Source organism: Leptospira neocaledonica, assembly GCF_002812205.1.
GTDB lineage: Bacteria > Spirochaetota > Leptospiria > Leptospirales > Leptospiraceae > Leptospira_B > Leptospira_B neocaledonica.
Window position 1 is genome coordinate 306136 of record NZ_NPEA01000005.1, and the last position, 14684, is coordinate 320819.

General features: G+C 42.3%; 14 protein-coding genes. 13 read left to right on the forward strand and 1 reads right to left on the reverse strand.

Features of this window, described 5'->3' with window-relative positions:
- Position 1: 1 nt before the first annotated feature.
- From CH365_RS10605 to CH365_RS10620, 4 genes are all read left to right on the forward strand, one after another.
- Complete coding sequence (locus CH365_RS10605) at positions 2–2242, forward strand: GAF domain-containing protein (RefSeq protein ID WP_100768539.1); 2241 nt, start codon at positions 2–4, stop codon at positions 2240–2242.
- A gap of 329 nt (positions 2243–2571) precedes the next feature.
- A complete protein-coding gene (locus CH365_RS10610; RefSeq protein WP_100768540.1) occupies positions 2572–2901 on the forward strand; it encodes an ArsR/SmtB family transcription factor in 330 nt (109 codons plus the stop codon).
- Positions 2888–3370 carry an SRPBCC family protein gene (locus CH365_RS10615; RefSeq protein ID WP_100768541.1) on the forward strand — a complete coding sequence of 161 codons (483 nt, stop codon included), beginning with the start codon at positions 2888–2890 and terminating at the stop codon, positions 3368–3370. Before CH365_RS10610 ends, CH365_RS10615 begins: the two co-directional genes overlap by 14 nt.
- A gap of 38 nt (positions 3371–3408) precedes the next feature.
- A complete protein-coding gene (locus tag CH365_RS10620; RefSeq protein WP_100768542.1) occupies positions 3409–4014 on the forward strand; it encodes an SRPBCC family protein in 606 nt (201 codons plus the stop codon).
- Positions 4015–4207: 193 nt separating this feature from the next.
- Here the strand turns inward: CH365_RS10620 and carA are convergent, their stop codons facing one another.
- Positions 4208–5296, reverse strand: a complete 1089-nt coding sequence (gene carA / locus CH365_RS10625) for a glutamine-hydrolyzing carbamoyl-phosphate synthase small subunit (RefSeq protein WP_100768543.1) — start codon at positions 5294–5296, stop codon at positions 4208–4210.
- A gap of 632 nt (positions 5297–5928) precedes the next feature.
- On the opposite strand from carA, the gene thrS reads away from it, so the two are divergent.
- The 9 genes from thrS to CH365_RS10670 all read left to right on the forward strand — a co-directional run bounded on the left by thrS (position 5929) and on the right by CH365_RS10670 (position 14682).
- Positions 5929–7902 (forward strand): threonine--tRNA ligase, encoded by a 1974-nt coding sequence (thrS, locus tag CH365_RS10630; protein WP_100768544.1) that lies wholly within the window; start codon positions 5929–5931, stop codon positions 7900–7902.
- A gap of 93 nt (positions 7903–7995) precedes the next feature.
- Entirely contained in the window at positions 7996–8541 is a 546-nt protein-coding gene (gene infC, locus CH365_RS10635) for a translation initiation factor IF-3 (RefSeq protein ID WP_100768545.1), read from the forward strand.
- 38 nt (positions 8542–8579) lie between these two features.
- Positions 8580–8783, forward strand: coding sequence for a 50S ribosomal protein L35 (rpmI, locus tag CH365_RS10640; RefSeq protein ID WP_010514334.1), 204 nt, complete (start codon positions 8580–8582; stop codon positions 8781–8783).
- Positions 8783–9136 carry a 50S ribosomal protein L20 gene (gene rplT, locus CH365_RS10645; RefSeq protein ID WP_086446212.1) on the forward strand — a complete coding sequence of 118 codons (354 nt, stop codon included), beginning with the start codon at positions 8783–8785 and terminating at the stop codon, positions 9134–9136. The genes rpmI and rplT overlap by 1 nt, the downstream gene beginning before the upstream one ends.
- A gap of 233 nt (positions 9137–9369) precedes the next feature.
- Positions 9370–10035, forward strand: a complete 666-nt coding sequence (locus CH365_RS10650) for a hypothetical protein (RefSeq protein WP_100768546.1) — start codon at positions 9370–9372, stop codon at positions 10033–10035.
- 5 nt (positions 10036–10040) lie between these two features.
- Entirely contained in the window at positions 10041–10340 is a 300-nt protein-coding gene (locus CH365_RS10655; protein ID WP_100768547.1) for a cell division protein ZapA, read from the forward strand.
- Position 10341: 1 nt separating this feature from the next.
- A complete protein-coding gene (locus tag CH365_RS10660) occupies positions 10342–10929 on the forward strand; it encodes a 5-formyltetrahydrofolate cyclo-ligase (RefSeq protein WP_100768548.1) in 588 nt (195 codons plus the stop codon).
- A gap of 105 nt (positions 10930–11034) precedes the next feature.
- Positions 11035–11529, forward strand: a complete 495-nt coding sequence (locus tag CH365_RS10665; protein ID WP_100768549.1) for a chemotaxis protein CheW — start codon at positions 11035–11037, stop codon at positions 11527–11529.
- Entirely contained in the window at positions 11530–14682 is a 3153-nt protein-coding gene (locus CH365_RS10670; protein ID WP_100768550.1) for a chemotaxis protein CheW, read from the forward strand.
- The last annotated feature ends 2 nt before the right edge of the window (positions 14683–14684 follow it).

Consider the following 14684-nt stretch of genomic DNA (forward strand, 5'->3'; position numbering starts at 1 on the left):
GATGGGTTTGCTGGACAAGGTCACTCGTCTTATCCGTTCCGGAAATTTGGAATCCGGAGCCAAAACTTCTTCGGTTACAGTTTCCGGGGAAGAAAGACCTTCTCTATTAAAAAAGTCTATGGCTTTACGTGCGAAAGGGCTTTTGGAAAAAGCGATGGATTTTGGCGGTAGAAAAGAGAAAGCTACTTCTGCTTACGAAGATCCGACCAGCTTTGAACCGGCAACCGTTTCCACTTCTTCCGAAGATGATTTTAGTTTTGATTCTCCTTCTGCGGATTTTGGAGATATAGATTTTGGCGCGGACTCTTCGAGCGAACTTTTCGCAGGAGACAATTCGGATGCGGAAGTTTCTTTTCCAGATTCTGCTTTCGGCGAAGAAAGTTTTGGAGGAGAAGAAGCCAATAGTGATTTCGATCTATCCTCCATGGATTTCGGTTCTTCTGAGGAAGAGGGGACAGATTTTGAAGTAGATCCTGATCTCGGATTAGGATTGGAAGATTCTGATTTGGGTGCAGATTTCGGAGAACTTCCGGAGGAAACTCCAAGCAAAGGGTTATTGTCCAAAGCGGAAGAAGCAAAAGAAGAAGAGAAATTTCCACCGGGACTTTCAAAGCCAGATGCTATTAAAGACCCATTCGATGATTGGGTTAAGGATGCAGAGAATCAAGCGAGCCAAGAAGCTGGGCGTCCTTTCAATAAAGAACAGAGTGATACTGAAAATGCTCAGTTCTTATTCGATGACGATTCCGACTATTCAACGTTACCAATCGATTTGCAGATTGCTTCCCGTAAAAAATTAGAGAACTATTTATCCGCATTCGAAATTTCTAAAGAGATTTCCGCTTCCAAAGACTTTACCAACTTTTTCGAGAATTTAAGCTTTTCCATCCAAGGGCAGATCGGAGCCGAATCTATCGTAGTATTTTCTTCCACAAATGGGGAATACGATGTGTTGAGAGTTGTTGAGGCTCAGGGGATCGGAGCCGACCCTGATTGGGTATTAGAAGTGGGTGATGAATGTTATCAGGCTGCATTAAAAACTCCTTCCGTGGTTTATGCAAAAGAAGTTTTGAAACATTCTCCTCCAAAAAAAGAAAAAGAAATTCTGGAAAAAACTGAAGCCGAGATGCTTGTTCCGATTCGTAGTTACGATGAATTTTATGGAATTATAATATTAAGCAAAACCATAGAAGGTGAAGATTATACAATCGAAGACCTCGAGTTTCTTAAGATTGTAGGAGAAATGGCTGGATCCGTTTTGAGAAGGATCATGGACCTGGAAGCCCTCCACCAAGAGAACGATCGTCTGAACCAAGTGGTCAAAAGTAATGAAAGAATACTCGCAACTGCAAGAGACCTGGCCGGAGTCCGTGATATGGACGAGGCTTATGACTATCTTGTAGAAGTATTAAAAAAAGAACTTGGACTTAGACGTTGGAGTTTCTTGCTCTTAGACAGAACCACTAGAAAAGAATATAAAGTATTTGGAACAAACCTCCTGACTCCTGACACTTCCGGAAAATTTAGATTAGGATTAGATTCTAATTTGGTTGGGATTGTGGCTAACGTCCCGGGCGTATTTCGAATCGCAAATTTTAGAAAGAATCCTGAACTTCTATCACAATTGTCAAATGACGAGATCGGACTCATGCGCGATTTCGACATTCTTCCATTTTTAAACCTGAACTGGCTTGTGGGAATGTTATTCATTCACGAAACAGAAAGGCCTTGGACGGACACAGATAGAGAGACTGCAGTTGGAATTTCTGAAATTGCCTCCCCCGTACTTTCCAATTTATTAATGTTGGAAGAAAGAGATGCAGTATTCCGGGATCCGTTCAGTCCTGTAGAATCTAGGATAGATGAGGCAATCTCAAGAGCTTCCAAGATAGGGACTCCTTTTAGTCTTACGGTTTTCAAAGTTCAAAACGCCACCAGAATGGTCCGCATGAAGGGCGCAGGATTCTTTGCGCATTACTGCGAAGAGCTTAGGGCATCCATCCAAGAAAATTTGGGAGAAACGGACTACTGCTACAGAGTTGGCCAAGGGAAATACGTCGTCGTTCTGGATGGAAAAGACAGAGAAGAAACCCAGATCGTAGTTCGTAAGATCCGCAATAGAATTGTAGAATTAGATAGAAAGAATAAAGACTTCCAGACTTCTACAGCCAACCAAACTCTTTGTTATCCTGCAGATACCAGAGAGAAAGAAAGAATGTTGGAACTGATCGAAGAGTCCTGATTCAAGTTTTGAAATCTCTACTGTAGGAATTCCTACATTGGTTTGGGGATCGCCCCCACCCAGCTTCGGGAGGGGGGAGTGGCCCGTGGGAGAGCGCTTACACGCCTATCACAAATTCGCCGATCCGTCAATAAACTCCTTTTCCTTCCACTTTTGTTGGAATTCCTACATCGACAATTTTTTCAAAATTGCCGTCGTTAATCCCATATTCGCACTTTCTTTGAATTTCTATTTCCTCGTAAATTTCATCTTAAAGAGTGAGAAACCTATTTTCAAAATCCATTATTTAAACATTGACTTAATTAAATAATAATTTAAATAATGGATTCATGAATGCTTTTGCTGCCCTTGCAGATGATACTAGAATGGAAATCGTGAGATTGGTGGCCAAAAACGGCGAACTTACCTCAACCGAAATAGGACAGAATTTTAAGATAAGCCCTCCGGCTATCTCGCATCACCTAAAAGTATTAAAGAGCTCCAAAGTTCTTAATATGAAGAAGGAAGCCCAAAAGCGTATCTATAGTCTTAACGGAACAAGCATCAATGAAATGCAAGATTGGTTATTGGATATAGTCGATCTATGGAATAAACATCTGGATAAATTGGACAGATACGTATCAAAGATCAAAAAGGAGAGAGCTCGTGATAAAAAATAACGTGGAAACAACTATTGAAGGTAACAAAGTTCTTTATAAAAGATACTTTGATGTATCGAGAGAACTTCTTTTTGAAGTATGGTCTATGCCGGAACATCTTGCCGAATGGTGGGGACCAGACGGATTTACGTTAACTACTAAGCGTATGGATTTTACGAACGGCGGATTTTGGGAGTTTATCATGCATGGGCCGGATGGGCATGATTATAAAAACAAGATCCAATTCACCAATATCAAAGAACCTCATTATATTTATTATAAACATTTAGGTGATGGAGAAGGTGACTCGGACGTTCATTTCGAATCAAAAATTATATTCGAAGAATCGGGCGAAGGTACAAGCCTAATAATGGAACAAATCTTCCCAAGCAAGGAAGAACTCGAGAGAGTGAATGAAAAATATGGAGCGATAGAAGGCGCCAAACAACATATCGGCAACCTCGGTAAGTATTTGGAAAAATTCAAATAGCCGTCGTCCACGATGCTCTTTATGAAAGGAGGCTTATCATGAAACAAAAATACATCATACAACTAACATTCTTAATAAGTTTCGCGCTCATACTTGGATGTGCGACTTCAAATTCGAGTAACGGTTCGTTCAATGGCGAAACTTCCGGGCAAGACACTTTTATTATCAGTCGTTCCTTTGACACGAATGCAAAAACAATGTTTGAAATGTGGGTTAACCCAGATCAATTTTCGAAATGGTTGGGCCCTGCCGGCGCTTCCATGACCTTCATTAATGTTGGAGTAAAAGAAGGTGGAACTTCTCAATGGTCGATGACCACTTCCGATGGAGTTACAAAATATGGAAAATTACATTATAAAAAGATAAATCCTCATAACCTTTTGATCTATACTCAGAATTTTTGTGACAAGGATGGAAACTTGTCCAAGCCGCCTTTTGCTTCTACTTATCCCGATATACTTTTGACTACTGTAAATTTCGTGGAAGAAGGTAGAAAGAAAACAAAAGTAACAGTGAAATGGGAAGTATTCGGGGAGGCATCTGAAACGGAACGCCAAACCTTTAGAGGATTAAAATCCGTCATGACAGTGGGCTGGACTGGCTCTTTTGATAAATTAGATTCTTTGCTAAATTTGAAAAAGTAAAGCGAGTTGAAGGTAAACCTTGTAGGAGTTCCTACATTGGCTTGAGGATCGCCCCCACCCAGCTTCGGGAGGGGGGAGTGGCTCGTGGGAGAGCGCTTACACTCCTATCACAAATTCCTTCCTTAGTCAATGAAATCCACGACCAAAATTCATGTAGGAGTTCCCACATACGAAGAACTTCTTCGCTTAAAAATTACTTCTTCTTAGTCGAATCCACTAAATCATAGAACTTCTGAAACAAATACCTGCTATCGTTCGGACCAGGGGAACTTTCCGGATGGTATTGAACCGATAGAAGAGGGTAACCTGATTTCAAAATACCTTCTACAGTATCATCATTTAGATTAATAAAAGAGATTGGTTCTTTCTCGGAAGATTCTGCCACAACAGCAAAGCCGTGATTCTGGGAAGTGATCTCCACTTTGCCGGTTTCCAAACTTTTGACAGGTTGGTTTCCGCCTCTATGGCCGAATTTCATTTTTTCGGTTTTCTTACCTAAGGTTAGACCGATGATCTGATGCCCTAAGCAGATTCCGAAAAGAGGATAATTATTTTCTAATATAGCTTTTGTGGAATCGATTGCATAAGTGCAAGCTGCCGGATCTCCTGGGCCGTTGGAAAGGAAAAAAGCATCTACACCATCTTTCATAATTTCAGAAGCAGGAGTTTGGGCAGGGTAAACGGAAACTGCAAAGCCAGCCGCGTCCAAGAGTCGAAGAATATTTGTCTTCACGCCATAATCATAAACAGCGAGTTTATATTTTTTCCCGACGCCTGATCCAAATTCGTATTTTTTATCTGTGGTAACAACCTTCGCGAGGTCTGCATCTGCGATCCCCGGAAACTTCTTCACTTGCGCTAAAAAAGAATCGGAGTATTCGTTTGCTACGAAAATTCCGCCGTTCGGTGCCCCATTCGTGCGAATGAAACGAGTTAACTTTCTCGTATCGAGTCCTTGGATTCCAGGAATTTTATAATCTTTTAAAAATTGAGATAATGTCTTTTGGGCTTTGAAGTTGGAAGGACGATCCACATATTCTTTTACGATCATTCCTGCAGCTTGGATCTTTCCGGATTCCATGTTTTCCGGATGGATCCCATAGTTCCCGATCATCGGATAAGTGAGAGTTACGATTTGGTTGGCGTAGGAAGGATCGGTGAGGATTTCCTGGTAACCCGCCATGGAAGTATTAAAGACGATTTCCCCGACGGACTGGGTTTCGTAGCCGAAGGATTCGCCTTCGTATACGTCCCCGTTTTCTAAAACCAAGAACGCTTTCATTAAGGACAGGCTTTCGCACCGAAGGCAAGGGTCAAGTGGAATCACCTTGAATTTTGTAGGAACTCCAACAAGTCTGGAAGGGGAAAAATTTGGGCGGCTCCTCGCTTTGCTCGGACCAGGCTGCTACGGGCTACGCGTTCGCTTCGGTCCTTCGGACTTCCCCTTCGCATCCTTTCCGCGGTGAACCAGAACCTCTGTGTTCTCCGTGAGAACCAAAAAGAAGAGGTTTCACGAAAAGCCACAAAGATAAGAAGTTATTAGATATCGAACTGGGGAATCTTCTCGCCTTCGCGACTTCGCGTGAGAAAAAAGCGGCAGCGATGCGCGAAATCGAAGCAGCGCGACCCGAGCGAAGCGAGTGGGGCCTCCCCGCAAAATTCGATTACCAAAAAATTTTTAAATGTAGGAGCTCCTACATTGGTTTGGGGATCGCCCCCACCCAGCTTCGGGAGGGGGGAGTGGCCCGTGGGAGAGCGCTTACACGCCTACCACAAAATCCCCACTTCGTCAACGAAATCCCTCATGTAGGAGTTCCTACAGTATCTGTCTTATATCTTTACCCAAAATGAATATCTTTTTTCCTAAGATATTCATTTTGAACACGCTTGCGAAAAAAACCGCGTATCGACGGAATGGAAGCAGGGGTAGCTGTGTCAGTTCAAAATCAATCAGTCAAATTTATCTTACCGGATGGAAGCTCCAAAGAAGCATCCGCCGGCTCCTCATATAAGGATTTTATAGAATCCCAACTTCCGTTCTTAAAGAACAAGGCGTTAGCAGTCCGTTTGAATGGGACAGACGTTTTGGATCTGAGCAGGACTATTGATTCCACAACTACCCCAAACACCACACCTAAGTTGGAAGTTTTGACCTTCCAAGACAAAGAAGGCTGGGAAACCTTCCAACATTCTGCGGCTCACTTGCTCGGAATGGCGGTCCAGAATTTATACAAAGATGCAAAATTAACCGTAGGTCCTGTCATCGAAAACGGACCGGGATTTTTCTATTACGATATCGATTTCACTGAAACAGTGATCACTCCGGAAGATTTTCCGAAAATTGAAGCGGAGATGAAAAAGATCGTGGATTCAGACTTCGAAGTTTTTCGCAAGGTCTGGGACAAAAAAGAAGCAATCTCCGTTTTTGAAAAAATGGGAGAGAACTACAAGATTGAGATCGTGGGTCAGATCTCGGACGAAAAGGTTTCCATCTATGGAATGGGAGAATGGTTCGACCTTTGTAGAGGACCTCATATTCCTCGCTCCGGATTTTTGAAAGCGTTCAAACTCACTGCACTTTCCGGTGCTTATTGGAAAGCGGACAAAAACAATCGTATGCTAACCCGAATTTACGGGATTGCATTTCCGAGTAAGAAGGAATTGGACGAGTATGTTTTCCAATTGGAAGAGGCCAAAAAAAGGGACCACAGAAAGATCGGAAAAGAAATGGATCTATTCTCCTTCCAACCGGAAGCACCTGGATTTCCATTTTGGCATCCGAAGGGAACCACTCTATGGAACGCGTTAGCTGATTATATTCGTAAAGAATGTGCCCGACGCGGATACCAAGAGATCAAAACTCCCGCTGTACTTTCCTCGGAGTTATGGAGAAGGAGCGGTCATTGGGAAAACTTCAACGAGAACATGTATTTTGTCGCGATCGACGAAGAAGAATTCGCGATAAAACCGATGAACTGTCCTGGCTGTAGTTTGATTTACAAACACCATCTTCATTCTTATAAGGAACTTCCTCTTAGATTCGCCGAATTAGGAAGTGTACATCGTCATGAATTGCATGGAGTTCTTCACGGACTATTCCGAGTCAGAGCCTTCACCCAAGATGATGCACATATCTATGCTCCTTTAGATTATCTGGAAACAGAAGTATTGGATATCATAGACTTCACTTTTAATGTGTATAAGAAGTTCGGATTCCAAGAATTTAAAACGTATATCGCCACTCGTCCGGAAAAATCCCAAGGTAAGGACGAAGATTGGGAATTCGCAACCAACGCTCTTCAGCAAGCATTGGAAAAGAGAAATATTCCATTCTCCATCAAAGAAGGAGAAGGTGCATTCTACGGACCTAAGATAGAATTTAATATCAAGGATTCTATCGGCAGGATGTGGCAATGTGGAACCGTGCAGATAGACTTCTCCATGCCGGATCGTTTCGAGTTGGATTATACAGATTCGGACGGAGCCAAAAAAAGACCGGTCATGATCCACAGAGCCATCTACGGTTCTTTGGAAAGATTTATCGGGATCCTAATAGAACATTTTGAAGGAAAGTTCCCACTTTGGATCTCTCCGAACCAAATACGTGTTTTAACCGTAACCGAAAATGTGCAGGATTACGGATCCGAGATCCTGAAAAATCTAATCGATTTAGGTTTTAGAGCAGAAGCTGATTTCCGTAACGAGAAGATCGGTGCCAAGATTCGTGATTCTATCCTAAAAAAGGCAAATTATCTTCTGGTATTGGGCCAAAAGGAGAAGGATTCTGGAACGGTTGCAGTGCGTAAGCGTGGAAGCGAAGAAACGATTTCTATGTCGTATTCCGAATTCTATTCTTTACTCGAAAAGGAAGTCTCGGAAGGACTTTGAACTAAATTCTACTTGATGTACTTGGCCGTCTGCGGAGAAAATCGCTTGAAACCCAGCCTATTGGCCAAAAAATTGGAAAAAACCGGAGATTGAATGCAGAAGAGGCCTCAACCGAAAAACACCGATAAGATATTTAATCATAGAATTAATGAAAAAATTACCGGGGTATCCCAGGTAAGATTGGTGACGGACGACGGTGTAGTGATCGTTTCTTTTGACGAGGCTCTGCGGCGTGCAAAGGAAGAAAACTTGGACCTGGTAGAAGTATCTGGAGACCAAGAAATCCATGTATGCAAGATCATCGACTACGGTAAGTACAAGTTCGAATTACTTAAAAAAAGTAAGGAAGCGAAGAAAAAACAACACGTAATCAACGTGAAAGAAGTGAAGATCCGTCCACGGATCGAGCAACATGATTACGAGATTAAAAAACGCCACGCGGTGGAGTTCCTTCAAAAAGGGGACAAAGTAAAGGTCAGTCTTCGCTTTCGCGGTCGTGAGATGATGCATTCCGAGCTTGGAATGAACGTTGTCAACAGAATGGTAGAAGATCTGAAATCCGTAGGTACTCCGGAAAGAGAACCAGTGTTAGACGGACGTCAGATCGTTGTAGTTATTTCGCCTCTTTCCGCGAAGTAAGAGAAAGAGTTAGAGTCAGGAGTTATCGAGGTAAGGAAATGCCTAAGCTTAAAACAAATAGAGCCGCAGCAAAACGGTTCAAGTTTTCCAAAAATAATAAAATAAAACGGAAGAGTATGAACACCCGTCACATTCTTACCAAAAAAGGACCTAAAAGACGTCGTCGTCTTAGAGGAATGACCTTGGTAGTGGATGCGGATTGGAAAGCAATCGTTAGACTCATGCCTTACGGAGTTCGATAATGCCACGCGCAACAAACGGAACCATACACAAGAATCGTCGTAAAAAAATCCTAAAAACCGCAAAAGGTTTTAGAGGAGCGAGATCCAAACTTTACAGAACCGCAAAATCCGCGGTAATGAAAGCGGGTCAGTGGGCGTATAGAGACAGAAGAGCAAAAAAACGTGATTTCCGCAAACTTTGGATTATCCGTATTAATGCTGCTGCTCGCGAAGCTGGACTTTCTTATTCTCAATTCATGTATGGATTGAAAAAAGCCAATATTTCTTTGGATAGAAAAGCCCTGGCAGAACTTGCATTTAACGACAAAGAAACTTTCAACGCTCTGGTTGAAAAAATCAAGGTAGCGGCGTAATCAATATTCGCCCTTAGGAAGGTCCGGTTTTTCGGATCTTCCCGCCTGAAAAAGCCCGTAATTCTACGGGCTTTCTTTGTTTTTAGAAAAAAAGGTTTTTCTCTTTTTGAGAATGATGAAAAATGGGATGGATTTTGCCAATAGGGCAGGTCGAAAATATTTAGGCGGAATTTCGCTCTAAGTGTAATTTTACAAAATAAACCACTCCAATAGAGGAGAATGAGGTTCGCACTATGTTAACTATGGAGACAATTGAGGAGCTCGAGAGCAAAGTCCTAAAAGCACTCGAACTCATTAGCGACCTTCGGGCGGAAAACGGTCGCCTGGAAACAGAAAACGAATCTCTTCGCGCGGAAAACGACCAGATGAAACTGGCGATGGAAGAGAAAGAAAAAGAACTTTCTTCTCTCCGCGAACAACTCCAAAAAGCAAACGCAGAACTGGAAGGAATTAAAGAAAGAGAACGTGCGCTCGAAGCTAAGATCAATCAGCTTCTGGGACGTTTGGATGGTTTGCCTGCATCCGGTAGCGGATCTTCTTCCTCTTCTTCACCTAAGCCTAGTTCTACTAGCTCATTTGCAACTGGTGCAGTTGCTGGAGCGGCGGCGGCTTCTGCAGCTCCTTCCGTAGTTAGAGATTCTTCCGACGAGGACTTTAACGAAGACGATGAGATCATTCTTTTGGATGATGAGGACGATGATATTTCCGTTCTGACCGAATCTTCCGATTCTTCCGGAGGAGATGATGAGATCATCATCACTGACGAACCTATCGACGACTTCAGTCCTGTTTCTGCTGACGATGACGATATCATTATCGAAGACGATGATGATGCGATCAGTGTATTCGATGCGGACGAGGACGACGACTTCCTAGTCATCGAAGACGATCCTAAGTAATTTTTATGAGTGAGAGAGTCAAAGCTCGTATACAGGGCGACGACTATACCATAGTAGGCGATACCGATCCGGAGTATATCCATAGGCTCGCCGAACTGGTAGACCGAAAGATCCGAGAGTTACAATTGGGAATGCCTAACGCACCTAAATTGAAACTCGCTGTACTCGCTGCTTTAAATTTTGCAGACGAATTGGAACAATCTAAAAACCAGACAGGCGAATCAGGACCTTCTTCTCCCGAGGCGGAAGAAAAGACGAAAAAATTGATCACTCTTTTGGAAGAAGGTTTGATCGGAGATCTTTGATTTGGTTTCTAAATCGGAAGCCAGAAAAAAAATAAAATCTCTTCTCTTAGGAGTTTCTTCTAGGAAAGAAAAAGAAGAAAGTATCCGCGCTAATCTTCTGGAATTTCTGAGACATAGCTCAAGCTCTTCCAATTTAAAAATCATTTCCTACGTTGCGGATGATTATGAAATTTCTCCTTTTCTACCGTTAGGCCCTTCTTTGCAGATAGGAAGTTTCGTTTTAGACATATTTTTTCCAAAAGTAACAAATTCAGGACTGGAATTTAAGTCAGGTTCCGGATTTTCCAAAGGTGCTTTCGGTATTTTGGAACCGAACGGAGAAGGATTGCTTAAACCGGAAGATGCGGATTGGATCTTAGTTCCTGCTTTGGGTTGGAATGGGGAGGGGGCGAGGCTCGGAAGGGGGAAGGGTTTTTACGATCGTTCTCTAAAGGATATAGTTTCCGAAAAAATGATTGGCCTTTCTTTTGAGGACCTATACCCTTGCGATTTTTCCGCGGAACCCCATGATCTAAAAGCAGGTACCGTGATTACGGAGAAAAAAAACCATTGCTTTCCCGGGAAAATGGGAGAAAAATCAGTCGGATAATTTGATGAGGAGTTTCTTTTTCAGGGGGCTCCGTGTCGACAATGTACTAAGCCGGAAACTTGGGCCCAAGGTTTCCGTTTTGAAAGAGTAAGTGGCGGAGAACCGGTGAAAACCATAGATAAAAATAACCACGCGGAACAAAACCAAGAAGAGAAAGAATTGGAATCTCTCCAGGAATTTCTTACATTCGAAGTGGATAAGGAAATTTTCGGGATCGATATTCTTTATATCCACGAGATCCTAAAGCCGGTACCTATCACAAGAATTCCTAACGTGGAAGGTTTTATACTGGGAGTGATCAACTTAAGAGGTGAGATCATTCCGATCATGGATCTAAAGGAACTTTTTGGATTAGGTTTTTGTGATATTCTTCCTTCTACTCGGATCATAGTGGTTGTTACCGGAGAAAAACGGGCAGGGCTTCTCGTCGACTCAGTGAAACAAGTGGTTAAGATCCGCAAAGATAAGGTCAGTCAAGCAGACGAAGACCTGAGCGTAAATTATAGTGAACTCATAGAATCTGTCAGCCAGTTCGAAGAATCTCTAATCCTGAACTTGAATCTTTCCAAGGTCATGGATTATGCGGCGGAGGAAGCGTAAATGGCAGGAGTACTTGGCGAATACACAGAACTCTTTTTGGAAGAATCCGAAGATCAGATAGAAGAATTAAATGCAAATCTTCTAAAACTGGAAAAGGACCAATCTGATCCTCAGACCATCAACGATATTTTTCGGGCGGCTCACTCTTTAAAAAGTTCCGCTGCTTTCGTTGGACTGTATAATCTTTCCGATCTTGCTCACAAAATGGAGAATCTTCTCCAGAGTATCCGGGATGGAAAACTTGCAGTCAATCTCTCCCTGGTAAATCTACTCTTCCAATGTTTTGATCTTATCAAGAACGTGATCGTGAATGTTTCTGCCGGTAAAAAGGTAGATACTCCTTATACGGACATGATCCAAAGACTCGAAGCTTACGAAAAAAATCCGGATGTTGCTGCAGCTTCAAGTGTTTCCGGAAAATCTGTTTCGGGGTCTGCTACTCCAGTTGCTAAACATGAAGAACTTCCTGGGAATGGGATTGATCTGGATGCAGACGATCAAAAAGAAATAGAAGAAATCCTTCGAAACGGTTCCGGAAAACCTTGGCTCTTAAAAGTGGGACTCAAAAAAGATTCTCCGATGAAGGGTTTACGTTATACTCTTATTGTCCAAAATCTAAAAAACTTGGGCCATGTATTTCGTACCAAACCAAGCGGAGAAGAATTGGAGAATGGAACAGAGGCTCCATATCTTTCTATCCTGATCGTAAGTTCCGAATCCCAAGAAGAACTTACCAAGGCTGCTAACGTAGACATGGTGGAAAACCTGATGATCCAAGAATTTAAACTCAGCGGTTATTCGGATTCAGGAGCTTCTTCTTCCTATCAACTCGATGAAGAAGAGAGAAGTAGCGAAGCAAAAATTACTTTAAAAAGTATTAAAGTATCTTCCGACAAATTGGATCAACTCATGAATAATGTGGGCGAGCTTGTGATCACAAACTCAGGCTTCCAGAAAATTTATGACGATCTTCTCCGCACATTCGGGGACGATCAGTTGTTCAATGAACTTAAAGGTCGTATCGATCTTATCAATCGTATCTCCAAAGAACTCCAATCCGGTATCATGAATATCCGGATGGTTCCCATTTCCACAGTCTTCCGTCGTTTCTCTCGTTTAGTTAGAGATCTTTCTTTAGAAACCGGAAAATCGGTGGATCTGGTCTTGAACGGAGAGTCCACCGAGTTGGACAAAAAAGTGATCGATGCTTTAGGGGAGCCGCTTTTACACCTGATCCGAAACTCTGTGGATCACGGGATTGAATCTCCTGAAGATAGAAAAAGGTTAGGCAAACCGGAAACTGGAACCGTCGAGTTGAACGCTTACCAAGGCGGTAGCAATATTATGGTAGAGATCCGTGACGATGGTCGCGGATTGGATCTAGAAAAGATCCGCAAAAAAGCAATAGAGAAGGGACTCGTTTCCGAAACAGACGCAGCTGCTTTAGAAGAAAGTGATATTTATCAATTCATCTTTGCTCCTGGTTTCTCCACTGCAGATAAGATCACCGATATCTCCGGTCGCGGTGTTGGAATGAATGTGGTAAACAGCCTCATCCAAGAATTCAAAGGTAAGATCCTCATCCAATCTCAGAAAGGATCCGGAACTTCTTTTGTTCTATCCTTCCCTCAAGCACTCGCGATCATTCCTTCTATCCTCATCGTAATGGAAGAAGAAGTATACGCTTTCCCACTTTCAGAAGTGAACGAAACTATCAAGGTAAACAACGAACAGATCACTACTCTGGAAGGAAATGAGATCATCAATTTGAGAGGAGAGGTTCTTCCTATCTACAGATTGAATCGTATCTTGGGTCTTCAGGACAAAACTGACAGAGAAGAATTCCCAGTTGTTATCGTTCAATATAAAGGCCGCAAATTAGGCTTCATGGTGGACGAACTAGTTGGAAAACACGAAACAGTTATCAAATCCTTAGAGAAAAATTTCAAAAATATCAAAGGACTTACTGGGGCTTCCATCATGGGAGATGGAACTATTATTATGGTTCTAGATATTCCTGGACTTGTGGAATTTGCCGCCGAGTTGGAAGAGAATGCAAGATATGTGAATTATCATCTGGAAACGATGAAACGTATCAGCACCATCCGCACAATCGAAACGGAAGAAGAGAAATATATCCAAAAAACTTCTAACCCAACTAATGTTTATAATCATAAACTTCATGAGATCACTACTCGGGAAAGAGAACGTCGTAAGAAGAGCGAACGTAAAAAAGCGGACGAGTCCAAAAAGGTAATCGTAGCAAAAGAAGAACTCGAAAGAGAAGTTTCTTCTACTCCGATTAAGACCACTATGGAGATCCGACCTTCCGAAGACAAATTGATCACTTCTACCGATAGTCCTTCTGAACTTTCTTCCAATACCGCGGTTCTGGAAAGACCTGCCGCCAAAAAAGAAGGAATGGAAGAAGCCTACAGATCTCATATCAATGAATTGATCTCCGATTCTCCAGTTTCCGACGAAGAAAGAAAAAGAGCGGATCATATTATAGAAGGTTTCTTAGAGCAGAAAAAACAGAGAATGATGTCTGTTTCTCACTCTAAAGAATTCACAGGAAACTTGAGCAAGGAACAGATCAAGAAGATTGAATCTGTGGTTAATACTGGTATGATGAATGCCGGTATGGTGCTTTCTCAGATCCTGAATAGGAACGTGGATCTGTTTATTCCTGAAATTATCATGAATGACAAGGAAGGTCTGGCTTCTGAGATCCGTTTCTCTGACGATAAATTCTACGGAATGAAAGTCAGAATGACTGGCGATTTGAACGGGAACATGCTTATGATGTTCTCCAGAGAGAATGCCAAAAATTTAGCTAGAGAACTTTTGGATACTACTGCAAGCGGAGATACTTTGGACGATGATACTAAAAGTGTTCTGTCCGAGATCGCAAACATAGTTTGTGCCTCCGTTTTGAACTCCATTTCCAATAAGGCGAAAGTGGGTGTGATGCCGGATGTCCCTGAACTTGTGGAAGGAACCTTCCTGGAAGTTCTGGATGTTGTTAAACCGGAAAGAACTAAGTTCTTAAGTATGCTCACTGAATTTAATCATGAGGGAAACAACCTGTTAGGAGTACTTTTATTCCTTCCGGACTTCGACGAACTCATGAGTTTGCTTCCGAAATTTTAAAC

Excerpts from the sequence above, each read along its gene's own strand:
- CH365_RS10670 (WP_100768550.1), top strand. The coding sequence starts at position 11,530 with ATGGCAGGAGTACTTGGCGAATACACAGAACTCTTTTTGGAAGAATCC.
- CH365_RS10620 (WP_100768542.1), top strand. The coding sequence starts at position 3,409 with ATGAAACAAAAATACATCATACAACTAACATTCTTAATAAGTTTCGCG.
- carA (WP_100768543.1), bottom strand. The coding sequence starts at position 5,296 with ATGAAAGCGTTCTTGGTTTTAGAAAACGGGGACGTATACGAAGGCGAA.
- rpmI (WP_010514334.1), top strand. The coding sequence starts at position 8,580 with ATGCCTAAGCTTAAAACAAATAGAGCCGCAGCAAAACGGTTCAAGTTT.
- thrS (WP_100768544.1), top strand. The coding sequence starts at position 5,929 with ATGGAAGCAGGGGTAGCTGTGTCAGTTCAAAATCAATCAGTCAAATTT.
- rplT (WP_086446212.1), top strand. The coding sequence starts at position 8,783 with ATGCCACGCGCAACAAACGGAACCATACACAAGAATCGTCGTAAAAAA.
- infC (WP_100768545.1), top strand. The coding sequence starts at position 7,996 with ATGCAGAAGAGGCCTCAACCGAAAAACACCGATAAGATATTTAATCAT.
- CH365_RS10610 (WP_100768540.1), top strand. The coding sequence starts at position 2,572 with ATGAATGCTTTTGCTGCCCTTGCAGATGATACTAGAATGGAAATCGTG.
- CH365_RS10650 (WP_100768546.1), top strand. The coding sequence starts at position 9,370 with ATGTTAACTATGGAGACAATTGAGGAGCTCGAGAGCAAAGTCCTAAAA.
- CH365_RS10605 (WP_100768539.1), top strand. The coding sequence starts at position 2 with ATGGGTTTGCTGGACAAGGTCACTCGTCTTATCCGTTCCGGAAATTTG.
- CH365_RS10655 (WP_100768547.1), top strand. The coding sequence starts at position 10,041 with ATGAGTGAGAGAGTCAAAGCTCGTATACAGGGCGACGACTATACCATA.